This window comes from Pseudomonas sp. TH04, from assembly GCF_016651355.1.
Classification (GTDB): Bacteria; Pseudomonadota; Gammaproteobacteria; order Pseudomonadales; family Pseudomonadaceae; genus Aquipseudomonas; species Aquipseudomonas fluorescens.
The window spans coordinates 4,170,316-4,194,227 of sequence record NZ_JAEKEA010000001.1; the positions used below are offsets into that span (position 1 = coordinate 4,170,316).

The 23,912-nt window shown below is 60.8% G+C and carries 21 protein-coding genes; 12 read left to right on the forward strand and 9 right to left on the reverse strand.

What is annotated here, in order from left to right:
• Positions 1 to 93: 93 nt before the first annotated feature.
• The 8 genes from JFT85_RS18660 to JFT85_RS18695 form a co-directional block, all read right to left on the reverse strand.
• Positions 94 to 2,016 carry a PrkA family serine protein kinase gene (locus tag JFT85_RS18660; RefSeq protein ID WP_003194732.1) on the reverse strand — a complete coding sequence of 641 codons (1,923 nt, stop codon included), beginning with the start codon at positions 2,014 to 2,016 and terminating at the stop codon, positions 94 to 96.
• 284 nt (positions 2,017 to 2,300) lie between these two features.
• Complete coding sequence (glpE, locus tag JFT85_RS18665; protein WP_053258320.1) at positions 2,301 to 2,630, reverse strand: thiosulfate sulfurtransferase GlpE; 330 nt, start codon at positions 2,628 to 2,630, stop codon at positions 2,301 to 2,303.
• 9 nt (positions 2,631 to 2,639) lie between these two features.
• Positions 2,640 to 3,488: a symmetrical bis(5'-nucleosyl)-tetraphosphatase gene (locus tag JFT85_RS18670; RefSeq protein ID WP_053258319.1), complete on the reverse strand. Its 849-nt coding sequence runs from the start codon at positions 3,486 to 3,488 to the stop codon at positions 2,640 to 2,642.
• The gene (apaG, locus tag JFT85_RS18675; protein WP_069551974.1) at positions 3,488 to 3,868 is read right to left on the reverse strand and encodes a Co2+/Mg2+ efflux protein ApaG; all 381 of its coding nucleotides are present in this window, start codon (positions 3,866 to 3,868) and stop codon (positions 3,488 to 3,490) included. Before apaG ends, JFT85_RS18670 begins: the two co-directional genes overlap by 1 nt.
• A gap of 106 nt (positions 3,869 to 3,974) precedes the next feature.
• Positions 3,975 to 4,787: a 16S rRNA (adenine(1518)-N(6)/adenine(1519)-N(6))-dimethyltransferase RsmA gene (gene rsmA, locus JFT85_RS18680; RefSeq protein ID WP_053258317.1), complete on the reverse strand. Its 813-nt coding sequence runs from the start codon at positions 4,785 to 4,787 to the stop codon at positions 3,975 to 3,977.
• A complete protein-coding gene (gene pdxA / locus JFT85_RS18685) occupies positions 4,784 to 5,773 on the reverse strand; it encodes a 4-hydroxythreonine-4-phosphate dehydrogenase PdxA (protein ID WP_069551973.1) in 990 nt (329 codons plus the stop codon). The genes rsmA and pdxA overlap by 4 nt, the downstream gene beginning before the upstream one ends.
• Complete coding sequence (locus tag JFT85_RS18690) at positions 5,770 to 7,104, reverse strand: peptidylprolyl isomerase (RefSeq protein ID WP_073638414.1); 1,335 nt, start codon at positions 7,102 to 7,104, stop codon at positions 5,770 to 5,772. The genes pdxA and JFT85_RS18690 overlap by 4 nt, the downstream gene beginning before the upstream one ends.
• Positions 7,085 to 9,910, reverse strand: coding sequence for an LPS-assembly protein LptD (locus JFT85_RS18695; RefSeq protein ID WP_201230257.1), 2,826 nt, complete (start codon positions 9,908 to 9,910; stop codon positions 7,085 to 7,087). The genes JFT85_RS18690 and JFT85_RS18695 overlap by 20 nt, the downstream gene beginning before the upstream one ends.
• Positions 9,911 to 10,040: 130 nt before the next feature.
• Between JFT85_RS18695 and JFT85_RS18700 the strand changes: the two genes are divergently transcribed.
• From JFT85_RS18700 to JFT85_RS18710, 3 genes are read left to right on the forward strand one after another with little or no spacing between them, the layout of a single operon-like run.
• Positions 10,041 to 11,066 (forward strand): aminoglycoside phosphotransferase family protein, encoded by a 1,026-nt coding sequence (locus tag JFT85_RS18700; protein WP_201230258.1) that lies wholly within the window; start codon positions 10,041 to 10,043, stop codon positions 11,064 to 11,066.
• Complete coding sequence (gene murU, locus JFT85_RS18705) at positions 11,063 to 11,740, forward strand: N-acetylmuramate alpha-1-phosphate uridylyltransferase MurU (RefSeq protein ID WP_201230260.1); 678 nt, start codon at positions 11,063 to 11,065, stop codon at positions 11,738 to 11,740. The genes JFT85_RS18700 and murU overlap by 4 nt, the downstream gene beginning before the upstream one ends.
• A 1-nt stretch (position 11,741) precedes the next feature.
• Positions 11,742 to 12,509 carry a TerB family tellurite resistance protein gene (locus tag JFT85_RS18710; RefSeq protein WP_201230262.1) on the forward strand — a complete coding sequence of 256 codons (768 nt, stop codon included), beginning with the start codon at positions 11,742 to 11,744 and terminating at the stop codon, positions 12,507 to 12,509.
• Between the two features lie 150 nt (positions 12,510 to 12,659).
• Here the strand turns inward: JFT85_RS18710 and JFT85_RS18715 are convergent, their stop codons facing one another.
• On the reverse strand, positions 12,660 to 13,628 hold the full coding sequence (locus JFT85_RS18715) for an alpha/beta hydrolase family protein (protein WP_053258311.1): 969 nt from the start codon (positions 13,626 to 13,628) through the stop codon (positions 12,660 to 12,662).
• Between the two features lie 77 nt (positions 13,629 to 13,705).
• On the opposite strand from JFT85_RS18715, the gene JFT85_RS18720 reads away from it, so the two are divergent.
• The 9 genes from JFT85_RS18720 to JFT85_RS18760 all read left to right on the forward strand — a co-directional run bounded on the left by JFT85_RS18720 (position 13,706) and on the right by JFT85_RS18760 (position 23,898).
• Positions 13,706 to 15,700 (forward strand): sensor histidine kinase, encoded by a 1,995-nt coding sequence (locus tag JFT85_RS18720; RefSeq protein ID WP_201230264.1) that lies wholly within the window; start codon positions 13,706 to 13,708, stop codon positions 15,698 to 15,700.
• Between the two features lie 18 nt (positions 15,701 to 15,718).
• Complete coding sequence (locus tag JFT85_RS18725) at positions 15,719 to 16,348, forward strand: response regulator (RefSeq protein ID WP_053258309.1); 630 nt, start codon at positions 15,719 to 15,721, stop codon at positions 16,346 to 16,348.
• Positions 16,349 to 16,562: 214 nt separating this feature from the next.
• Positions 16,563 to 17,675, forward strand: a complete 1,113-nt coding sequence (locus JFT85_RS18730) for an ABC transporter ATP-binding protein (protein WP_053258308.1) — start codon at positions 16,563 to 16,565, stop codon at positions 17,673 to 17,675.
• Positions 17,676 to 17,718: 43 nt separating this feature from the next.
• Complete coding sequence (locus JFT85_RS18735) at positions 17,719 to 18,759, forward strand: ABC transporter substrate-binding protein (protein WP_053258307.1); 1,041 nt, start codon at positions 17,719 to 17,721, stop codon at positions 18,757 to 18,759.
• 197 nt (positions 18,760 to 18,956) lie between these two features.
• A complete protein-coding gene (locus tag JFT85_RS18740) occupies positions 18,957 to 20,189 on the forward strand; it encodes an ABC transporter permease (protein ID WP_053258306.1) in 1,233 nt (410 codons plus the stop codon).
• 12 nt (positions 20,190 to 20,201) lie between these two features.
• Complete coding sequence (locus JFT85_RS18745; protein WP_017739612.1) at positions 20,202 to 21,026, forward strand: ABC transporter permease; 825 nt, start codon at positions 20,202 to 20,204, stop codon at positions 21,024 to 21,026.
• A gap of 150 nt (positions 21,027 to 21,176) precedes the next feature.
• On the forward strand, positions 21,177 to 22,325 hold the full coding sequence (locus JFT85_RS18750) for an iron-containing alcohol dehydrogenase (RefSeq protein ID WP_053258305.1): 1,149 nt from the start codon (positions 21,177 to 21,179) through the stop codon (positions 22,323 to 22,325).
• An 83-nt stretch (positions 22,326 to 22,408) separates the two neighbouring features.
• Positions 22,409 to 23,083 (forward strand): ribulose-phosphate 3-epimerase, encoded by a 675-nt coding sequence (rpe, locus tag JFT85_RS18755; protein ID WP_046035020.1) that lies wholly within the window; start codon positions 22,409 to 22,411, stop codon positions 23,081 to 23,083.
• Positions 23,080 to 23,898, forward strand: coding sequence for a phosphoglycolate phosphatase (locus JFT85_RS18760; protein ID WP_053258304.1), 819 nt, complete (start codon positions 23,080 to 23,082; stop codon positions 23,896 to 23,898). The genes rpe and JFT85_RS18760 overlap by 4 nt, the downstream gene beginning before the upstream one ends.
• Positions 23,899 to 23,912: the final 14 nt, after the last annotated feature.

The window sequence follows — 23,912 nt, forward strand, 5'->3', positions numbered from 1 at the left end:
TCACGTTACAAGCTTCAAGCCGCGAGCTGGAAGCTTAGAGACAAGCGGTAAGCCGCCAGGCCTGGGGCCCGGCAGCATGCGCCCGTCGCTGCCTTACTGTGATTTGCGAACCCGCAGATACCACTCGGAGAGCAGCCGTACCTGTTTGTCGGTGTAGCCGCGCTCGACCATTCGTGTAACGAAGTCGTTGTGTTTTTGCTGGTCCTCTTTGCTGGCCTTGGCGTTGAAGCTGATGACCGGCAGCAGATCCTCGGTGTTGGAGAACATTTTCTTCTCGATAACCACCCGCAGCTTCTCGTAGCTGAGCCAGGTAGGGTTCTTGCCGTTGTTGTTGGCCCGGGCACGCAGTACGAAGTTGACGATTTCGTTGCGGAAATCCTTCGGATTGCTGATGCCGGCTGGTTTCTCGATCTTTTCCAACTCCTCGTTGAGGGCCACGCGGTTGAGGATTTCGCCGGTTTCCGGGTCGCGGTATTCCTGGTCCTGAATCCAGAAGTCGGCGTACAGCACGTAGCGGTCGAAGATGTTCTGGCCGTACTCGCTATAGGACTCCAGGTAGGCGGTCTGGATTTCCTTGCCGATAAACTCGATGTAGCGCGGCGCCAGGTATTCCTTGAGGAAGCGCAGGTAGCGTTCGCGGGTTTCCGCCTGGAATTGCTCCTGTTCGATCTGCTGCTCCAGCACATAGAGCAGGTGCACCGGGTTGGCGGCGATCTCGTGCGGGTCGAAGTTGAAGACCTTGGAGAGGATCTTGAACGCGAAACGGGTGGAAAGGCCGTTCATGCCCTCATCCACGCCTGCCGTGTCGCGGTATTCCTGGATCGACTTGGCCTTGGGGTCGGTGTCCTTGAGGTTTTCGCCGTCGTACACGCGCATCTTCGAGTAGATGTTCGAGTTTTCCGGCTCCTTGAGGCGCGAGAGCACGGTGAATTGCGCAAGCATCTTCAGGGTGTCAGGCGCGCAATGGGCCTTGGCCAGCGAGCTGTTGAACAGCAGCTTGTCGTAAATCTTGATCTCGTCGCTGACCCGCAGGCAGTACGGCACCTTGACGATGTAGATCCGGTCGATGAAGGCTTCGTTGTTCTTGTTGTTGCGGAAGGTATGCCATTCCGATTCGTTGGAGTGGGCCAGCAGGATCCCGGTGAACGGAATCGCGCCCAGACCTTCGGTACTGTTGTAGTTGCCTTCCTGGGTTGCGGTCAGCAGTGGGTGCAGCACCTTGATCGGCGCCTTGAACATCTCCACGAATTCCATCAGGCCCTGGTTGGCCCGGCACAGTGCGCCCGAATAGCTGTAGGCGTCGGCGTCGTTCTGCGGGAATTCTTCGAGTTTGCGGATATCGACTTTACCCACCAGGGCCGAAATGTCCTGGTTGTTCTCATCGCCGGGCTCGGTTTTGGCGACGCCGATCTGGTTGAGGATCGACGGGTACAGTTTCACCACGCGGAACTGGCTGATGTCACCGCCGAACTCGGCGAGGCGCTTGGTGGCCCAGGGCGACATGATGGTATTGAGGTAGCGGCGCGGAATGCCGAAGTCCTCTTCGAGGATCGCGCCATCTTCCGTGGCGTTGAACAGGCCCAGTGGCGACTCGAATACCGGCGAGCCCTTGATCGCGTAGAAGGGCACCTTCTCGATCAGTTGTTTGAGTTTTTCAGCCAGGGACGACTTGCCGCCGCCGACCGGGCCGAGCAGGTAGAGGATCTGTTTCTTCTCTTCCAGGCCTTGGGCGGCATGGCGGAAGTAGGAGACGATCTGGTCGATGCATTCTTCCATGCCATGGAAGTCTTCAAAGGCCGGATAGCGGCGAATCACCTTGTTGGAAAATATTCGCGACAAGCGCGAATTGTTGGCGGTTTCCACCAGTTCCGGCTCACCAATTGCCAATAGCAGACGTTCGGCGGCAGACGCGTAGGTGCTGCGGTCCTGCTTGCACAGCTCAAGATACTCTTGCAGCGTGAGCTCTTCCTGCTGTGTGGACGCGAAGCGTTGTTGGAAGTGGCTAAAGATACTCATGACGTCGTCACCTCGCTCGATACGTGGAGCCGACGCCGGATCAATCAGTCGATGCTGGCAGTCATTGGTGATCGCCAATGCCTGTTTTCCCCCCAGAACACCCTCAAACGCTACCGATGACCCGCACGCCGGTGTACCGGCTCTCCCCTGATTCGGATGGCCTGCGCTTAAGGATAGTTCGGAATCCGGGAGTTCAAGGCGCGATGCGCAATTAGTTGGCTGCGCCGTTCGTCAGAAACGGCGCGAGCCCAAGCGTCACGCGGGGTAGCGGGGTGTGAAAAAAATTATTGCGAATCGCCGGAGGCAATTTCTGCAGGATAGGTCGTACGCCACAGCTCAAAGCCGCCGTCCAGGCTATAGACGTCGGAGAAGCCCTGGCTGATCAGGTAGGCGGCCGCGCTCTGGCTGGAGTTACCGTGATAGCAGGCCACGATCACCGGTGCGTCGAGGTCGGCGGCGCGGATGAAGTCGGCGATGTTGTGGTTGTCCAGATGCTGCGCGCCGCTGATGTGAGCCGCTGCATAGGTCGGCTGGTCACGGATGTCGACCACCACGGCACCTTGCTCGCGCAGGGCCTGGGCTTGTTCGGGAGGGATACGTTTGAATTCGCTCATGGCGGGCTCCTATGGCTTTGCGGCCGGCAGTGTCACGGAAAGGGGGGATTCACACTGGCAGCTCAGGCGCTCGCCGGTGTCGATGTTCATCAGGGTCATGGCACCGCCCCACACACAGCCGGTATCGAGGGCGAATACACCCGGCTCGTCGCACTTGCCTTCAAGGGCAGCCCAGTGGCCGAAGATGATTTGCGTGTCGTGGGTCTTGCGCTCCTTGTGGGCAAACCAGGGCTTATAGCCAGGCAGCGCGGTGTCGGCGCCTTCCTTGCTTTTGAGGTCCAGTTTGCCATCGGCGGTGCAGAAGCGCATGCGCGTGAAGTAGTTGGTGATCACGCGCAAGCGGGCCACGCCGGTAAGGTCGCTGTCCCACTTGATGGGCTCATTGCCATACATGCCGTCGAGGTAGGCGGTGTAGAGGCTGTCATCGGCCAGTGCGCTTTCCACTTCAGCGGCACACTTGAGGGCTTTCTTCAGTGTCCATTGGGGTGGGATGCCAGCATGGACCAAAGCCATGTTGCGGCCTTCGTCGTAATGCATGAGCTTTTGCCTGCGCAGCCAATCCAGCAGTTGCGCGCGATCCGGCGCTTCAAGGATTTCGCGCAGGGTGTCACTTTTTTTCAGGCGTTCGATGTTGTTGCCGGCGGCTAACAAGTGCAGATCATGGTTGCCCAGTACACACACCAGGGAATCGCGCAGGCCATACAGAAAGCGCAGGGTTTCCAGGGACTCGGGGCCGCGATTGACCAGGTCACCCACCAGCCACAGGCGATCGCTTGCCGGGTTGAAGGCAACCCGCTCCAGCAGGCACTTGAGGGGTTTCAGGCAGCCTTGCAGGTCGCCGACCGCGTACGTCGCCATCAGTGCAGGGCTCCAGGCACGGCGAGGCGGAAGGGCGCGATGATGGCGTCGAACAATTTGCCGTCGGTGGCTTTCATCTGATACGAGCCTTGCATGGTGCCGACTTTGGAGGTCATCACCGTGCCGCTGCTGTAGGTATGGCTGGCGCCGATGTCGATCAATGGTTGCTGGCCAACCACACCGGCGCCGCGCACTTCCTCAACCTGACCGTCACCGTCGGTGATCACCCAGTGGCGCGACAGCAACTTGGCCGGCACCTGCCCGTTGTTCTTCACCGTGATGGTGTAGGCAAAGGCGAAACGGTTATGTTCGGGTTGCGATTGGTCAGCAAGAAAGCGGGTGACGACGCTGACGTCGATCTGGTAGCGAGGATCGGACATGCAAGAGGCCTTAAAAGCAAAAGCGGAGGACAGCAGATGCGGATCAGTCTAGGCCATCAGCAGGGCACTAGGCCAGACATGCTGTCTGGCCCATGCATGGCAGGCTTCAGTCCGCGGTGGGCGCAGGCTGGATGGCAAGCTGGTCGGCCAGGCGCACGAACGCGGCCAGGTCCAGTTGCTCGGGGCGCAGGCTGCCATCGACGCCGGCCGCTTCGATCTCAGCGTTGCTAAGCAGCGCCTTGAGCGTGTTGCGCAGGGTTTTGCGGCGCTGGTTGAATGCTTCGCGCACCACCCGCTCCAGTAACTTGTGGTCCTTGGCCGGGTGCGGCAGTACGGCGTGAGGCACCAGGCGCACGATGGCCGAGTCGACCTTCGGCGGCGGATTAAACGCGCCAGGGCCAACGTTGAACAGGTGTTCCACACGGCAATGGTACTGAACCATGATCGACAGGCGGCCCCAATCACCACCACCAGGGCCCGCCGCCAAACGCTCAACCACTTCTTTTTGCAGCATGAAGTGCATGTCGCGGATGATCCCGGCGTTGTTCAGCAGGTGGAAAATCAGCGGTGTGGAGATGTTGTAAGGCAGGTTACCGACCACTCGCAGGCTGTTGGGCGCGGCATTGAGGCTGTTGAAGTCGAACTTCAGCGCATCGCCCTGGTGCAGGTTGAAGTTGGACTTGCCCGCAAACTGCTGGTTGAGGATCGGGATCAGGTCCTTGTCCAGTTCAACCACGTCCAGTTGACCGCCACTGGCCAGCAGGCCTTGGGTCAATGCGCCCTGGCCCGGGCCGATTTCCAGCAGGCGGTCTTCAGGTTTGGCATGGATGGAGCGCAGAATGCGGTCGATCACGCCAGCGTCGTGCAGGAAGTTCTGCCCGAAGCGCTTGCGCGCCCGGTGTTGGTAATGCTCGGTCATATACGGGTCTCGGCCATCTGATAGGCGGTTTCCAGGGCCACGTGCAGGCTGCCGGTATCGATCTTGCCACTGCCCGCCAGGTCCAGGGCCGTGCCATGGTCGACGGAGGTGCGGATGATCGGCAGGCCCAGAGTCACGTTGACTGCGGCGCCGAAGCCTTTGTATTTCAGCACGGGCAGCCCCTGGTCATGGTACATCGCCAGCACTGCGTCGCAGTGCTCCAGATATTTGGGGGTAAACAGAGTGTCCGCAGGCAGTGGGCCACGCAGGTCCATGCCTTCTTGGCGCAGACGCTCTAATGTCGGTTCAATGATGTCGATTTCTTCATGGCCCAAATGGCCGCCTTCACCGGCGTGCGGGTTAAGCCCGCAGACCAGGATTCGGGGTTGGGCAATGCCGAATTTTTGTTGCAGGTCGGTGTACAGGATGCGCGTGACGCGCTCCACGCGCTCGGCGGAGATGGCGTCGGCGATATCGCGCAGCGGCAGGTGCGTGGTCACCAGGGCCACGCGCAGGCCGCGTGTGGCAAGCATCATCACGACTTGAGCCGTGTGGGTCAGTTCGGCAAGGAACTCGGTATGGCCGGAAAAGGCGATGCCGGAGTCGTTGATGACACCTTTGTGCACAGGGGCGGTGATCATGCCGGCGAAGTCGCCGTCGATACAGCCTTGGCCGGCACGGGTCAGGGTTTCCAGCACAAACGCCGCATTGGCCTTGTTCAGTTGCCCGGCAACGACCTTGGCCGCAAGGGGGGTATCCCACACATACAGGCTGCCTGCGGGGGCCGGCAGGTCTGGCCAATGGCCCGGCGCCACGTCCAGCAAACTGACGGCCACGCCCAGCTGCGCGGCCCGCTCAAGGAGCAGGTCGCGGCTGGTAATGGCAATCAGGGGATGTGGCTGGGGTTGCGAGGCGAGGAGCAGGCACAGGTCTGGACCAATGCCGGCCGGCTCGCCGGGTGTGACCGCGAAACGCTGTGGTTTCACTTCGGTGCCTGGTCGGTGCCTGTTTGCTCGGCGCCTGGCAGCTTGTTTTCCACGTAGGCTTCGTCACGGATCTGACGCAACCAGGTTTGCAGCTCTTCGTCGTACTTGCGGTTACGCAATACGCTCAGGGCTTGTTGCTCGCGGGCCTGGGTGGTGTTGTCGGTCGCGCGGCGGCCAAGAACTTCCAGTACATGCCAGCCATATTGAGTCTTGAACGGCTTGGACAAAACGCCTTGCGGGGTCTTGGCCATCACGTCCTGGAACTCCGGCACCAGCGCTTTCGGGTCAATCCAGTTCAGGTCGCCACCGTTGAGGGCCGAGCCCGGGTCTTCCGAGAAGCTCTTGGCCAAGGTGGCGAAGTCTTCACCGCCTTCAATGCGGTCATAGATCTTCTGGGCCAGTTCCTTGGTTTGCGCCTCGGTACGGATTTCGCTTGGTTTGACCAGGATGTGACGAACATGTACTTCGTCTTTCAGCGAGGTCTCGCCGCCGCGTTTTCCCAGCAACTTGAGGATGATGAAGCCGCCCGGTGTGCGTGCTGGCTGGGTAATTTCACCCGGCTGCATGGCGCTCAGTTCACGGTCAAACGGAGGTGGCAATTGAGCGGCTTTACGCCAGCCCATGTCACCGCCGTCCAGGGCGTTGTCGCTGCCGGAGACGGCAATTGCCGTCTGGGCAAAGTCAGCGCCGGCTTTCAAACGGTCATAAACGGCCTGAGTCTTTGCGGCGGCGGCATTGAGCTGCTCGGCGTTAGCGCTGTCCGGTGTCGGGATCAGGATGTTGGCCAGGTGCAGTTCTTCGGAGAGCTGCATCTTGCCCAGGTCCGACGCCAGGAAGTTTTTCACTTCCTGCTCGGACACCTGAACCCGCTCGGCCACACGGCGCTGACGCACACGGCTGATGATCATTTCACGCTTGATCTGGTCACGGGCGTCCTCATAGGACAGGCCGTCGTGGGCCAGAGCGGCTTTGAACTGGTCAATGCTCATGTTGTTGCGCTGAGCGATGGTGCCTACTGCCTGGTTGAGTTCTTCGTCCGAAATACGGATGCCGGAACGATCGCCGATCTGCAGTTGCAGGTTTTCGACGATCAGGCGTTCCAGCACCTGTGGATCGAGCACGCTGGTCGGCGGCACGCCGCCACCACGTTTGGCGATGGTCTGCTGAACTTCCTTGACCCGTTGGTCGAGTTGGCTCTGCATGATCACGTCGTTATCGACAATGGCCACAACTTTGTCCAGCTGTTGAACCGCAGCGTGTGCCGATGCGGCCCCCAGGAACAGCGCGCCCAATACTAGCGGGCGCACGCAATCAGAAAGCTTGGTCTTCACGTTCACGATAACCTTCAATGCCTTTGTCGAGGAAGCTCTCTACCTTGGCGCCGGTCAGGCCGCCGAGTCCTTTAAGGACGATCTGGAAGAAGAGCCCGTGGTCACCCTTTTCGTTCAGCGGGGCGATCTGGCTGTATTCGTCGTTGGAAACCCAGTAACGGTTGATCACACGCAGTTTCCAGCAGCAGTTGTCGTACTCGAAACCACCGAAGGCTTCCAAAGTGCGGTTGCGGGCATAGTCATACTGCCAGCGGGTGATCAGGTTCCACTGGGGAATGATCGGCCACATCATCGAGAAGTCGTGTTGCTGGATTTTGTAGTAATCCTTCACGTAGTTAGGATCGCCAGGCTGACCGAAGTCACCGCCAAACTGGTACTTACCGGTCAACTGGTTATAAACCACTTGGTCGTTGCGATAGCGATAACCGAGGTTAACAACCTTGTTCGGGTTGTCTTCCGGCTGGTAGTGGAACATTGCGCTGCCGGAACGTGGGGAGCGGCTCTCCGGGTCCCAGTTGTAGTCGGCAGTAGCGCGCCAGTCATGGTTGAAGCGGTATTCGTATTCCAAGGCGATTGGCGAAACGTTCGAGTGAGCGTCATCGCGGGTCTTGGCATCGATACCAGGCAGTTGCACTTCACGATCTTTGAAATATACCGCCTGGCCGATGGATGCTCGTTGGCGTTCGAAGCCGTTTTCTTGAATCCAGCGGCTGGTCAAGCCAAACGACAGCTTGTTCTCGTCGCCGATACGGTCCGAGCCGGAGAAACGGTTATCCCTGAACAGCGAGGAGTAGCTGAAGGTGTTTTCGCTGGTGTCGAATACCGGAATGTCCTTCTGGTCTGTCTCTGGTACGTAGAGATAGAACATGCGCGGTTCAAGGGTCTGGCGATAGTTTTCGCCGAACCATTGGGTATTGCGATCGAAGTACAGGCCGCTGTCGATGCTGGCGATCGGGACTGCGCGATCCTGTGAACTGTTGAAACGCTCACCCAGTTGCGAAGCGCCGCCTCTATTGGTCACCAAATCGGCCTTGCCAGTGCTGTCCAGGTCAAGATCGTACTTGGTGTAAACGTACTTGAGCTTCGGCGTGATGTACCCGTAGGTTGCAGTCATCGGCAGGGACATGCTTGGCGCCAGGTTCAGACGCGTACCGTTGGCGCGGTTCAAGCCAAATACGTAAGTGTCCAGGCGAGGGGTGCCGTTATCCAAAGGTGGCGTATTGAAAGGGCCGCCGTCTTTTTCCGTGTAGTTGCCGGTCTGAAGATCCCGGTCAAAGCGGACAGCCTCGGTCTCGTAGGCAAAGTCCACGCCGCCCGGGTGGTAAGGCAGCGTACCGTTGAAGGTCAGCTGCGGCAGCCGGTCATATGGAGTGATCTGCGAAACGGTCGCCAGTTGATAAGACTGGACGTTCAAGCGCGCCTGATAGGAGTCGCCGCGATAGGTCAAGGCGCCCTGTTGGTTCACGAAGTCCTGAGCTTTAACACCTTCCTGGTTGGTCTTCAGATCCTGGTAGAAGTACGGATCGCTTATCTTGGTGTAGTCGACCAGGGTCGTCAGTCGCGAATCCAGCCCACCTTTATGCTGCCAGTTGAGCATATAGCGGGTTTTTTCGTAGTCGCTCTGCTTTTTGCGTTCGTCGCTGTCGTCATTCAGGTACGCGCCGCCAAACTGACCTTCGCTGGACTTGGTGAGGTAGCGGAATTCGCCTTCCATCATCAAACCGCGTTTGGTCATGTATTGCGGGTACAACGTGGCGTCGTAGTTCGGCGCCAGGTTGAAGTAATACGGCGTAATCAGGGTAAAGCCAGTTTCCCCACCGGTGCTGAAGCTCGGCGGCAGGAAGCCGGATTGACGACGGTTGTCGATCGGGAAATAGATGTACGGGGTGTACAGGATCGGGATGTTCTTGATCCGCAACGTCGCGTTGGTCGCCGTACCGAAACCGGTGGCCGGGTTCAACGTGATGTTGTTGCCCTTGAGCTGCCAGGCGTTGCTGTCCGGCTCGCAGGTGGTGTACGTACCGTCTTTAAGACGGATGATCGCGTTCTCGGCACGCTTGGCGTACAGCGCGTTACCGCGGATGCGCGACTTGTGCAGCACGTATTCGGCGTTGTCGATCTGAGCGGCGCCGGTGTCGAGCTGGACCTCTGCGTGGTCGCCCACGATCAGGGCACCGTTGTCGCGCAGACGAACGTCGCCATTCAGCTCGCCACGGTTCTCGGCCTGATACAGACTGGCTTCCTGAGCCTCCATCTGCATGCTGCCCTGGCGCATGACGACGTCACCGGCCAGGGTTGCGACTTGTTGTTCCTGCTCGTAGCGAGAGGCCTTGGCACCGATGAAGGTCGGCGTATCGCTTTTGTCCGTCTTGTCGTTCATGCCAGGACGGGTCGGCTCGATGTACGCGCCGGAGCAATACGGACCGGTTTCGGCCAGTTGGGCTGCGGTCAGCTTCTCGCGAGGCACCCAGTCCAGGTGGCTGTAGTCGGCGCTGCGCGAACGCAGGCCACGGCCCTTGGCTTCGGTGACCAGCGCGGTCTTCGGTTCAGCGTCGCCGCTGCCGCCAGCGTCGGCTTGCGCCGTGCTGCCAGCCGGGCTGACGGCTGCGCCGTCATGCACCGGGCGCGGTGGCAATGGGGCTGCGGCGGTTTTCGGCGCGCAATCCCAGGCACCCGAAGCAGAGACTGAGCAGTCATACTGTTCCGCGGCGACCACGAATGAGGTGGCGAAAGGTTGCATGGCCAGCAGACTGCCGGTTACCAGCAACGGAAATTTTCTACGAAACGCGGGGGATTTCAATGCCATCTTATTAGTCCGGGCTTCCTGCGTGCCATCTGCCCGCGGTTTGGGCCGCACGCCTCTCGATGGTCTGAAAAAGATGCGTGATAATAAAGCATGACCCGCTTGACGGCTAGCGCCGTCGGAGACCCTTGTAATGCCCGAGCAAGATCTACGTTTACAACAGCTGAAAGTATGGCTGGATGAGCAGTTGCCAATCCTTTTCAACGCTCAGGATTGGGGGGTCGTACCTCCGGCCACATTGACCGCGGCCAGCAGCGACGCGAGTTTCAGGCGTTACTTTCGTTGGGAAGGCGGCGGTCGAACATTCGTCGTTATGGACGCGCCACCCCCCCAGGAAAACTGCAAACCTTTCGTCGATATCGCTGATTTACTCGCGAAATCGGGAATTAATGTGCCAAAAATTTATGCAGAAGATCTGCTGCGCGGCTTTCTTTTGCTCAATGACCTGGGCAGAAAAACCTATCTGGACGTGATTGACGAGCAAAACGCCGATCAATTGTTTGCCGATGCCATCGACGCGCTGCTGGCTTTTCAGCAGTTGCCGATGGACGCGCCGCTGCCCAGCTATGACGTCGCCTTGTTGCGCCGCGAGCTGGAATTGTTTCCGGAGTGGTACGTTCGTCGGCATTTGGGTATCGAATTCGACGCCCGGCAGCAAGCCTTGTGGCAGCGCGTCAGCGCTCACTTGATCGACAGCGCCCTGGCCCAGCCCAAAGTGCTGGTGCATCGCGACTATATGCCACGCAACCTGATGATCAGCACGCCGAACCCAGGTGTGCTGGATTTCCAGGACGCGGTCTACGGCCCGGTGACCTACGACATCACCTGCCTGTTCAAGGATGCGTTCCTCAGCTGGCCCAAGGCGCGCGTGCGCGAATGGCAGCGTGGTTACTGGGAGCGTGCCAGGCAGCTGGGCATCCCGGTGCAGGGCGATTTTCAGGCGTTCCTGCGGGCCAGTGACCTGATGGGGGTGCAGCGCCACCTCAAGGTGATCGGCATCTTCGCGCGCATCTGCCATCGCGACGGCAAGCCGCGCTACCTGGCGGACGTGCCGCGCTTCTTTGCTTATATAGAAGCGGTACTGGCCGACCGGACTGAACTGGATGAGCTGGGTGAGTTGCTGGCCAGCCTGCGCGAACCGGCCGAGGCGGGTGTATGAAGGCGATGATCCTGGCGGCGGGCAAAGGCGAGCGCATGCGTCCGCTCACGCTGCACACGCCCAAGCCTTTGGTGCAGGCGGGCGGCAAGCGGTTGATCGAGTATCACCTTGAAGCGCTGGCCAAGGCCGGCTTCACCGATATCGTCATTAACCATGCCTGGCTCGGGCAGCAGATCGAAAGCTACCTGGGCGACGGCGCGCAATTTGGTCTGCGCATTCAATACTCGTCCGAAGGCGAGCCGCTGGAAACCGGCGGCGGTATTTTCAAGGCACTGCCACTGCTGGGCGATGAGCCTTTCCTTCTGGTCAACGGTGACATCTGGACCGACTTCGACTTCGCCAGCCTGCGCAAGAAGCCGCTGCAAGGGCTTGCCCACTTGGTGATGGTCGACAGGCCTGACCATGCCCCTGCGGGCGGCGACTTCTATTTGAGCGACGGCGTGCTTCATGATGCCGCGCCCGGTGCCGATAACCTGACCTTCAGTGGCATTTCAGTGCTCGACCCTCAGCTGTTCGCGGGTTGCAGCGCCGGGGCCTTCAAACTGGCGCCGCTGTTGCGGGAGGCCATGGCCAAAGGACGGGTTACGGGGGAACACATGACGGGACGCTGGATTGATGTCGGCACGCTGGAACGCCTGGCGCAGGTCGAGACCTTGCTGACTGCGGAGCAATAAGATGTTGTGGCCAGGGACACTGATCGGTGCCGGGGCTGGCTTTGCCATTGCCAGTATTCCGGGGGCCTTGTTGGGCGCATTGCTGGGGCAGGCACTGGACCGCCGCCTGCAGTTGCACAGTTGGGCGCAATTGCGCGAACGCCTGGGCGGGCGCCCGGCGTTGCGCAACGACGAGCTGCTGTTTGTGTTGTTGGGGCGCCTGGCCAAAAGCAATGGCCGGGTCGTGGATGGGCATATCCAGCAGGCGCGCCTGGAAATGCGCGCGCTGGACATGAGCGAACACGCCCGGCGCCGGGCAATTACCGCGTTCAATCGCGGCAAGTCCGGTTCCGACCGGGTGCGCACGTATCTGCGCGTACTCAAGGCGCAGCCGCATGCGGCGGAAGGCGTGTTGCGTGCGTGCTGGCGAATGGCCTGGGCGGATGGCAGGGCAGATGAGGCCGAGCGCGACCTGATCGATCAATGGGGCAGGTGGCTGGGCTGGACCCCGCAACAGTTGCACGCGCTGGCCTGCGACTACGCGCCGGAACGCAAGCCCTTGGTCAGCCGCAGCGGCGCCTATCAGGAGGCGTTGCGGATTCTTGGCGTAACCGCCACCAGCGAACCGTCGGCGATCAAGCGTGCCTATCGTCGCCTGCTCAGTCGCCACCACCCGGACAAGATCGCCGGCACCGGCGCCAGCCCCGCGCAAGTGCGCGAGGCGACCGAGCGAACCCGCGAGCTGCATAACGCCTACGCGCTGATTCGCGAGCGGCGGGATTTCAGATAGCCAGCATTTTTTGGAAGTGTGCACCCAATCCATTGTGGGAGCGGGTTTGCTCGCGAGTCAGCCGATGCATCTGTTGACTGACATAGCCTATTCGCGAGCAAGCCCGCTCCCACATCAGGCCTACGGTGCTTTCGAGATAGGCGGTCAGCGCTATTTCGGCTCCGGGCTCAGCCACCCGCGCACCCGCCGATACAACTGCTCTTGCTCGGCCGAGCTATTGCCGGGCAGGGTTTTCAGTGACACCTGTTTGTAGCCGTCATTCTTCGTGCGCTTGGCGGCTTGCACGCGCTCCAGCGCATTTTTGCGTTCTTGGGCGCTGTCCTGGTAGAAAACGTCCGCTGTAGGCACTTTCAGCGTTGGGGCCAGTTGTTGCAGATTCGGTTGCCGACCCGTAGGTGTCTTGCCAGCCACCATCACCAACTTTTGCACTTGGGACGGCTGCTTCTCGCTCAGGTAACGCGCGGCCCACCAGGCGCCGGTGCCATGGCCAAGCAACACCACGCTGCGCGCGCTCTGGGTTTGGGCGAAGGCGACGGCGGCGTCGATACGATCAAAGATGCGCTTGGCGTCGGTTTTTTCCTGCTGCTCCGCACCGGGCACCACCGCCGGGTCCGTCCCTTCAGCTTCGGCGCTGGCGGCTTGTTCGATGGGTTTGGCGGCGGTGCTGCCTTCTTTGCTGCTGGTGTCGACCGCTGCCTTGGGGGCTTCCATGACCCGCGGTGGCAAGGTGTCCAGGTTCACGTCCGGTAATGAAAGGCTGAGGGTGCCCCAATCGGCGTCCGGTAATTTACTGCGCAAAGGCGCAATTGCTTGCGGCCAGTCAGCACTTTCCCCGGCGCCAGGCACGATAATCACCACGCCTTGGGGTTCGGCGCTGTTGGCCGGTTTCCACAGGGCCAGGAATGAATCGCTGCCGGCCTGCAACTGTTGCTGCTCTTGTTGCGGAAGTTGCCGCTCAAGGGCGTTGGCCTCTTCCTGGCTGCGCTCGGGCAGAGGTTGGCGTTCAACCGGTTTTTCGGCAGCGGGCGCAGGTGCGTCGGCGGCCTGAACAGAAAAGGCGCTGGTAAATAGCAGCGACAGGCACAATGCTGGTAGTGCCGAACGGTGGAGAAAGAGCATCGTTAATTCCCGGCCAGAAGTCATTCCAGCAGCCTAATGGGTTGGTCAGTGTTTGTCAGTGATGTGAGACGTGGATCATGGGTTTTCGCTGTCTGCTGGTTATCGGCTGTTGGTGCTTTGCCTTGATGGCAAGTGCCGCGCCTGCGCCTGCTGCACCACAGGCGCAACTGAATGCACAACAGCGGGAGTGGCTCGCCCAGCATCCGGAGTTGCGCGTGGGCCTGGTATTGCAGGCGCCTTACGCGCAATACGACCGGCGCTTGCAGCGGTTGTCCGGGGCCAATGTCGAGTTGATGCATTGGTTGGCCAAGGCGCTGAACATTGAGCTGACCTGGCGCAATTTCCCCACCCAAGAGCAATTGGAAGCCGCCGTGCGTGACGGCGAAGTGGATATCGCCCCCGGCCTGCAGCAAACCCCTGCGAGCCTGCGCCTGTGGTTATTCACCGACCCGTATATGCGCGTGCCCCAGCATATCGTCGGTGTCCGCGAGGGCGGCGGCGCCGTGGAGCTGGAAAAACTCGATGAGCAATCCCGCGTTGCCGTGCGCATGCCCAGCGCCGTGGCGGACTACCTGCGCAGCAATTATCCCAACCTGAATCTGCAAGGCGTGCCCATGGAACGTCAGGCCTTGCAGTTGCTGGTCAGCCAGCAGGCGCGTTATGCCGTGGTGGATGAGGCACAGTTGAGCCGGTTGTCCGGCGAGGCGGAGTTTGCCGGGTTGGCCGTGGTGGGGGATATCGGCTTGCCGCAATTGCTGCGTGTGGCCACCCGCCGTGAATGGCCGGAACTGGCGACCATCATGCAAAGCGCCTTGCGCGCGATACCCGCCCGCGATCTGGATCAACTGCATAGCCGCTGGTTGCAACCCAAGTACCCACAGTTGTCGGAGTCACCCGCCTTCTGGAAAAACCTCAGCCTGCTCTTGGGGTTGTTCCTGATCGCCAGTCTTGCCGTGGTGGTCTGGCAGCGTCGCCAGCAACGTGGGCTGGAACAGCACCTGCTGGCGGCTCGGGAAGAAAGTGCCGCGCGCGCCGCCAGTGCCGAAGCCTTGCGGTTGACGCAGTTTTCCATCGATCAAAGTACGGTCGGTATCCTGTGGGTCAATTGGGACAGCCATGTGCGCTACGCCAACCTCGCCGCCGAAAACATGCTCGGTTATGGCGCCGGTGCATTGATCGAGCGACCGCTGATCGATTTTGACCCGACGTTGAACATGGACCGCTGGCTCAACCTGTGGAAACGCGCCCGCGCCAGCGAAGAAGGCCCGCAAAACTTTGCAGCCGATTGTGTGCGCGCAGACGGCACGATCCTGCCCGCTGATGTGTCCTTGAGCTTTCTGCGCTTTGCCGATGGCGAATACCTGGTCGTGTATCTCAGTGACGTGACCGAGCGCCGCCGTTATGTGGCCGCCTTGCTGCAAAGCGAGGCACAGTTGCGCGAATTGTCCGCCCACCTGGAAACCGTGCGCGAAGAAGAAAAGGCCCGTATCGCCCGCGAAGTGCACGACGAACTCGGGCAGATGCTCACGGTGCTCAAGCTGGAAACCTCGATGTGCGAGCTGGCCTATGCGCAATTGGATCCGGGCTTGAACGAGCGCCTCAACAGCATGAAGCGCCTGATCGCCCAGCTGTTCCAGCTGGTGCGCGACGTGGCGACCGCATTGCGCCCGCCGATTCTCGACGCGGGCATCGCCTCGGCCATCGAGTGGCAAGCCCGCCGCTTTGAAGCCCGTACGCAAATCCCCTGCCTGGTACAAGTCCCGGACAACCTGCCCGCCCTGAGCGACGCCAAGGCCATCGGCCTGTTCCGCATCCTGCAGGAGGCGTTGACCAATGTGATGCGCCATGCCCAGGCGCATACTGTCGAGCTGACCCTGGTGGTTGAGGGCGGCGACTTGCAGTTGACCATCAGCGATGACGGCGTCGGCTTCGTTGAGTCCCAGGGCCGGCCCGTGTCCTTTGGCGTAGTGGGTATGCGCGAGCGGGTGTTGATGATGGGCGGGCAACTGAGCCTGCACAGCGAGCCGGGGGAGGGCACCACCTTGAGTGTCAGGGTGCCGTTGGATGCATAACGCTAAGAGGAAACCCCTGTGATTCGTGTATTGGTAGCCGAAGACCACACCATCGTCCGTGAAGGCATCAAGCAATTGATCGGCCTGGCCAAAGACCTGCAAGTAGTGGGCGAGGCGAGTAACGGCGAGCAGTTGCTGGAGACTTTGCGCCACGTGGCGTGCGAGGTTGTGTTGCTGGATATCTCGATGCCCGGTGTTAATGGGCTGGAGGCCATTGCGCGCATCCGTGCACTGAATAACCCGCCGGCGATCCTGGTGTTGTCCATGCACGATGAAGCGCAAATGGCCGCCCGCGCCTTGAAAGTCGGGGCGGCGGGGTATGCGACCAAAGACAGCGACCCGGCCCTGTTGCTGACGGCGATTCGCAAAGTCGCGGCGGGCGGGCGCTATATCGACCCGGACCTGGCTGACCGCATGGTGTTTGAAGTCGGCTTGACGGACGCGCGGCCGCTGCATTCGCTGCTCTCGGAGCGCGAGTTTTCGGTGTTCGAGCGCCTCGCCCAGGGCGCCAACGTCAATGACATCGCCCAGCAACTGGCGCTGAGCAGCAAGACCATCAGCACCCACAAGGCGCGCCTGATGCAAAAGCTGAATATCACGTCCCTGGCCGAATTGGTGAAGTACGCCATGGAACATAAGCTGTTGTGACGACATGCCTGTTTACGACCTCCCGCGCGTCCTGCCAGGGCCATTCCCGGCGCGCGGGGCGCTGACACTGTTCCATCCCCGCCATCGTTGTAGGGCGATCCTTACCCCCAGCCTTCCATCCGGCTGATGCAATTCTCTCCTGGCCCCCGATTTCCGCGGCCTCGCGCCTGGACTACGCTTGTGCCACAGCAGTCCAAAATACAAAGGTGCGGGTATGAGCGAGGTGGATTCAAATGATGTGCTGGTCAGCTTTCGTGGCGTGCAGAAGAGCTACGACGGCGAGAACCTGATCGTCAAAGACCTCAACCTGGAGATTCGCAAGGGCGAGTTCCTCACCCTGCTCGGGCCATCGGGCTCGGGCAAGACCACCAGCCTGATGATGCTTGCCGGTTTCGAGACGCCGACCGCCGGTGAAATCCTGCTGGCCGGGCGCGCGATCAACAACGTGCCGCCGCACAAGCGCGACATCGGCATGGTGTTCCAGAACTATGCATTGTTCCCGCACATGACCGTCGCCGAAAACCTGGCGTTTCCCTTGTCGGTGCGCGGCTTGAGCAAGACCGATATCAGCGAGCGGGTCAAACGTGTGTTGAGCATGGTCCAGCTCGATGCCTTCGCCCAGCGCTATCCGGCGCAACTCTCCGGGGGGCAGCAACAGCGTGTGGCCCTGGCCCGGGCGCTGGTGTTCGAACCGCAGCTGGTGCTGATGGACGAACCCCTCGGCGCACTCGACAAACAACTGCGCGAACACATGCAGATGGAGATCAAACACCTGCACCAGCGTCTGGGTGTGACGGTGGTGTACGTGACCCACGACCAGGGCGAAGCCTTGACCATGTCCGACCGCGTGGCGGTGTTCCACCAAGGCGAAATCCAGCAGATCGCCGCGCCGCGCACCTTGTACGAAGAGCCTAAAAACACCTTCGTCGCCAACTTCATCGGTGAGAACAACCGCCTCAACGGGCGCCTGCACAGCCACAGCGGCGAGCGTTGCGTGGTGGAGCTGGCGCGGGGCGAAAAGGTCGAGGCGCTCGCGGTGAATGTCGGCCAGATCGGCGGCCCGGTGACCCTGTCGGTGCGCCCGGAGCGCGTGAGCCTCAACGGCTCCAGCGAAAGCTGCGTCAACCGTTTCTCTGGTCGTGTGGCGGAGTTTATCTACCTGGGCGACCACGTGCGTGTGCGCCTGGAGGTTTGCGGCAAGGCCGATTTTTTTGTGAAACAACCGATTGCCGAGCTGGACCCGGCCCTGGCGGTCGGCGACGTGGTACCGATTGGCTGGCAAGTCGAGCACGTTCGCGCACTCGACCCACTTCTAGAGGCGAATTAATCGCCCCATGGCTTCACCAACCCTGCACGTGGAGAGAACAACAATGTTGAGATCCCTTAAATATTCCGCCCTGGTTTTAGGCCTGATGGGCGCGACACAGGCCATGGCAGGCCCGGACCTGACGGTCGTGTCCTTTGGTGGCGCGAACAAGGCGGCCCAGGTCAAGGCTTTCTACGCGCCGTGGGAAAGCGCGGGCAACGGCAAGATCGTCGCGGGTGAGTACAACGGTGAAATGGCCAAGGTCAAAGCCATGGTCGACACCAAGAGCGTGTCCTGGGACCTGGTGGAAGTGGAGTCGCCGGAACTGTCCCGTGGCTGTGACGAAGACATGTTCGAGCCGCTCGACCCCAAACTGTTCGGCAATACGGCGGACTACGTGAAGGGCGCGATTCAGCCCTGCGGCGTGGGCTTCTTTGTGTGGTCCACCGTGCTGGCCTACAACGCCGACAAGCTGGCCAGCGCACCGACCAGTTGGGCGGATTTCTGGGACACCAAGAAATTCCCTGGAAAGCGCGGCTTGCGTAAGGGCGCCAAGTACACCCTGGAATTCGCCTTGATGGCTGACGGCGTGGCCCCCAAGGACGTGTACAAAGTGCTGGCCGGCAAAGATGGCCAGGACCGTGCATTCAAGAAGCTGGATGAACTCAAACCGTCGATCCAATGGTGGGAAGCTGGCGCACAACCGCCACAGTACCTCGCTTCTGGCGACGTGGTGATGAGCTCTGCCTACAACGGGCGCATCGCCGCCGTGCAAAAAGAGAGCAACCTGAAAGTGGTCTGGAACGGCGGCATCTACGACTTCGATGCGTGGGCCATCCCTAAAGGCTTGGCCAAGGACCGCGCGGAAGCCGCGAAGAAGTTCATCGCCTTCTCGGTGCAGCCGCAACAGCAGAAGACCTATTCGGAAAACATCGCCTACGGCCCGGCCAACACCCAGGCTGTGCCGTTGCTGGCCAAGGATGTGTTGAAGGATATGCCGACCACTCCGGAAAACATTGCCAACCAGGTGCAGATCGACGTGAGTTTCTGGGCGGATAACGGCGAGCAATTGGAGCAGCGCTTCAATTCGTGGGCGGCTAAGTAATCCGCAATACCGCTAAATCCTTGTGCGAACCGGTAAGTGTGGGAGCGGGCTTGCTCGCGAATGCGATGTGACAGTCAGCGCGTGAAGAGACTGATCCACCGTATTCGCGAGCAAGCCCGCTCCCACACAGCCCGGCTCCCATTTGGGGCCTGTTGTGTTGGGCAGAGCGCATTCATTTTTAAGTTCCGGAGTTTGCCATGGTTATCGCCATTCCCAGCCCCACCCTCAAGCAGCGCCTGGCGCGTGCCGAGCGGCTCAACCGCTGGAAGGCCCAAGCGTTGATTGCGCCATTGGTGCTGTTTTTGCTGCTGGTGTTCCTGGTGCCGATCGTTGCGCTGCTTTACAAAAGCGTCGGCAACCCGGAAGTGGTGGGTGGTTTACCGCGCACCGTGGTGGCGGTAAAGACCTGGGATGGTCGTGGTCTGCCGGGTGAGCCGGTGTATCAGGCCCTCAGCGAAGACCTGGGCGAAGCGCGTAAAAACCAGACACTGGGCGACCTGTCCAAACGCTTGAACATGGAACTGGCCGGCTATCGCAGCCTGCTGACCAAAACCGCGCGGGCGCTGCCGTTTACCGAAGCGCCCGCCTCTTATAAACAGGCGCTGGAAACCCTCGACGAGCGCTGGGGCGATCCGGCGTACTGGCAGGCAATCCGGCGCAATACCAGCAGCCTTACGCCTTACTACCTGCTGGCGGCCGTCGATCACCGCATCGATGACCTCGGCGAAGTGGCCCCGGCAACGCCGGACCAGGCGATCTACCTGGACATCTTCGCCCGCACGTTCTGGATGGGCCTGGTGATTACCTTCATCTGCCTGCTGCTGGCGTACCCATTGGCCTACTTGCTGGCCAACCTGCCGGCACGCAAAAGCAACCTGTTGATGATCCTGGTGTTGCTGCCGTTCTGGACCTCGATCCTGGTGCGCGTGGCAGCGTGGATTGTGTTGCTGCAATCCGGTGGGCTGATCAACAGCGCGCTGATGAGTGTGGGCCTGATCGATAAACCGTTGGAATTGGTCTTCAACCGCACCGGCGTGTACATCTCCATGGTGCATATCCTGCTGCCGTTCATGATCCTGCCGATCTACAGCGTGATGAAAGGCATCTCGCCCACGTATATGCGGGCGGCGATCTCGCTGGGATGCCACCCGTTCGCCAGCTTCTGGCGCGTGTACTTCCCGCAGACCTATGCCGGTGTCGGCGCCGGTTGCCTGCTGGTGTTCATCCTGGCGATTGGTTACTACATCACGCCGGCGCTGCTGGGCAGCCCGAACGACCAGATGGTCAGCTACTTTGTGGCCTTCTACACCAACACCAGCATCAACTGGGGCATGGCCACGGCGTTGGGCGGCTTACTGCTGCTGGCGACCGTGCTGCTGTACCTGATCTACAACCGGCTGGTGGGCGCCAGTCGCCTGCGCCTGAGCTGAGGAGACCTTGCGATGCTGAGCCCTTATATGTCACCGGTGGAACGGGTGTGGTTCTACAGCTTGCGGATCTTGTGCGGCTTGATCCTGCTGTTCCTGATATTGCCGGTGCTGGTGATTATTCCGCTGTCGTTCAACAGTGGCAGTTTCCTGGTGTACCCGCTGCAAGGTTTCTCGCTGCATTGGTACCAGGACTTCTTCGCCTCGGCCGAATGGATGCGCGCACTGAAGAACAGCATCATCGTTGCCCCGGCGGCCACGGTGCTGGCAATGGTGTTCGGCACCCTGGCGGCGATTGGCCTGACGCGCGGCAACTTCCCCGGCAAGGCGTTGGTGATGGCGCTGGTCATTTCGCCGATGGTGGTGCCGGTGGTGATTATCGGCGTGGCCAGTTACCTGTTCTTCGCGCCGTTGGGGCTGGGCAACAGTTTCTTCTCGCTGATCGTGGTGCATGCGGTGCTGGGCGTGCCGTTTGTGATTATCACGGTGTCGGCGACCTTGCAGGGTTTCAACCATAACCTGGTGCGAGCTGCCGCCAGCCTGGGCGCCTCGCCGTTGACCGCGTTTCGTCGGGTGACCTTGCCGCTGATTGCGCCGGGGGTGATTTCCGGGGCGCTGTTTGCGTTCGCTACGTCATTCGATGAAGTGGTCGTGACGCTGTTCCTTGCCGGCCCTGAGCAAGCGACCTTGCCGCGGCAGATGTTCAGCGGCATCCGTGAAAACCTCAGCCCGACGATTGCTGCCGCGGCGACCTTGCTGATTGCCTTCTCGGTGTTGCTGTTGCTGACCCTGGAATGGCTGCGAGGCCGCAGCGAAAAACTGCGCACCGCGCAGGTCTGAAGCCAAACCGAGATCAACCTGTGGGAGCGGGCGTGCTCCCACATGGGGGTGTGTTTATTCAGATAATGACCATTCAGCCGCTGAATGGCAGACAACCCATGTGCCTCAGCTACTCTTGTGCAAGCCCATTAATAACAAGAGGCCGCGCACATGAGCACTTCCTCATTCAAGATCGCCCACAAACTGCTGACCGGCGCCGGTGCCATCGAGCAGTTGGCCGCCGAGCTCACGCGTTTGGATGTGGATAACCCACTGATCGTGACGGACGCCGCGCTGGTCAAGTCCGGCACCGTGGCGCTGGCGCTTGAGCATTTGGGCGAGCGCACCTACGAGATTTTTGATCGTGTGCTGCCCGACCCGGAAATCGCCATCGTCGAAGACTGCATGCGTGCGTACCGCGAAGGCGGGCATGACGGCCTGATCGGGGTGGGCGGCGGCAGCGCTATCGACATTGCCAAAAGTGTCGCGGCCTATGCCGGTTACCACGGCGCCCTGGCGGATTTGTTCGGCATCGACCAGGTGCCGCGCAAGGGGCCACCGTTGATCGCGATCCCGACCACGGCCGGCACCGGTTCGGAGGTGACCAATGTGGCGATCCTCTCGGACAAAGTGGCGCAACTGAAAAAAGGCATCGTCAGCGATTACCTGCTGCCGGATGTCGCGTTGATCAGCCCGCAAATGACGCTCACGTGCCCGCGCAGTGTCACCGCCGCCAGTGGCGTGGATGCATTGGTGCATGCCATCGAGTCCTACCTGTCACTGAATGCCTCGCCGATTACCGATGCGTTGGCCATTGGCGCGATCAAGCTGATTGCCAATGCGCTGCCCAAGGCCTACGCCAACCCGGCCAACCTGCAGGCCCGCGACGACATGGCCACCGCCAGCCTGATGGCCGGTATGGCGTTCGGCAACGCTGGAGTGGGCGCGGTGCATGCGTTGGCCTACCCGCTGGGCGGGCGATTCAATATTGCCCACGGCGTGAGCAATGCGCTGTTGCTGCCCTACGTGATGCACTGGAATAAGCTGGCGTGTGTCGAGCGCATGCAGGACATTGCCCAGGCGATGGGCGTCAATGTCACCGGGCTCAGCATCAACGACGCAGCCGACCAGGCGGTTGAGGCGATGACGCGACTGTGTGCCGCAGTCGAGATCCCGGCGGGCCTGCGCAGCTTCGGGATACCCGAGGATGCAATCCCGGCCATGGCCACGGAGGCGGCGGGTATCGAGCGGCTGATGCGCAACAACCCGCGCCAGCTCAGCGCAGCGGATATCGAGAAAATCTACCGGGCAGCTTACTAACTGTTGAGTGAGGTCACGGTGCGCGCGGCAAAGCATGAGGTATACAATGCGCGCCATCGTGATTTAGCTCAAAAAGGTGCGTCATGCAGCCCTTCGTCATTGCTCCATCGATTCTCTCCGCCGATTTCGCCCGCCTGGGTGAGGAAGTGGACAAGGTATTGGCCGCCGGTGCCGATTTCGTGCACTTCGATGTCATGGACAACCACTACGTGCCGAACCTGACCATCGGCCCGATGGTGTGCGCGGCACTGCGCAAGTACGGCATCACCGCGCCGATTGATGCGCACCTGATGGTCAGCCCGGTGGATCGCATCATCGGCGACTTCGTTGACGCTGGTGCGACCTACATCACCTTCCACCCGGAAGCCTCGCTGCACGTCGACCGCACCCTGCAACTGATCCGCGAAGGCGGCTGCAAGGCGGGCCTGGTATTCAACCCGGCGACCCCGTTGAGCGTGCTTGAGTACGTGATGGACAAGGTCGACATGATCCTGCTGATGAGCGTCAACCCAGGCTTCGGTGGCCAGAAGTTCATCCCCGGCACCCTGAACAAGCTGCGCGAAGCCCGCGCGCTGATCGATGCGTCGGGCCGTGATATCCGCCTGGAAATCGACGGTGGGGTCAACGTCAACAATATCCGCGAGATCGCCGCTGCCGGGGCCGACACCTTCGTGGCCGGCTCGGCGATCTTCAACGCCCCGGACTACCAGGAAGTCATCGACAAGATGCGTGCCGAACTCGCGCTGGCGCGTCCATGAGCGGTTTTGAGCGGCTGTTCCCCGGCAAACTGCCACGGCTGGTGATGTTCGATCTGGACGGTACGTTGATCGACTCGGTGCCAGACCTGGCGGCGGCGGTGGACGAGATGCTGCTCAAGCTGGGGCGCAAGCCGGCGGGTATCGAGTCGGTACGCGAGTGGGTCGGCAATGGCGCGCAGATGCTGGTGCGCCGGGCCCTGGCCAACCATATCGAGGCTGAAGGCGTCGATGATGTCGAGGCCGAACATGCCCTGGAATTGTTCAATGCAGCCTATGAAAGCAGTCACGAACTGACCGTGGTTTACCCCGGCGTGCGCGATACGCTCAAGTGGCTGCACAAGCAGGGCGTGGAAATGGCCCTGATCACCAACAAGCCGGAGCGCTTTGTCGCGCCGCTGTTGGACCAGATGAAAATTGGCCGTTATTTCCGCTGGATCATCGGTGGCGATACCTTGCCGCAGAAGAAACCCGACCCGGCGGCGCTGTTTTTCGTGATGAAAATGGCCAACATTCCGGCATCCCAATCGTTGTTTGTCGGCGATTCGCGCAGTGACGTGCTGGCCGCAAAAGCCGCCGGTGTGCAGTGCGTGGCCCTGAGTTACGGCTACAACCATGGTCGGCCGATTGCCGAAGAATCGCCGGCACTGGTGATAGATGACCTGCGACTGCTAATCCCCGGTTGCTTGGGAGCGGGCGCTGAGATAACGTTGCCCGATACCGAACCGTCCCCTTCTGGAAATCCCATCGTGGTGGTCACTCGCAAACTCTGGATGAAAGTCATCAAGGCCCTGGCCCGCTGGCGTTGGCGCGCCTGACTGATCCTGGCCGC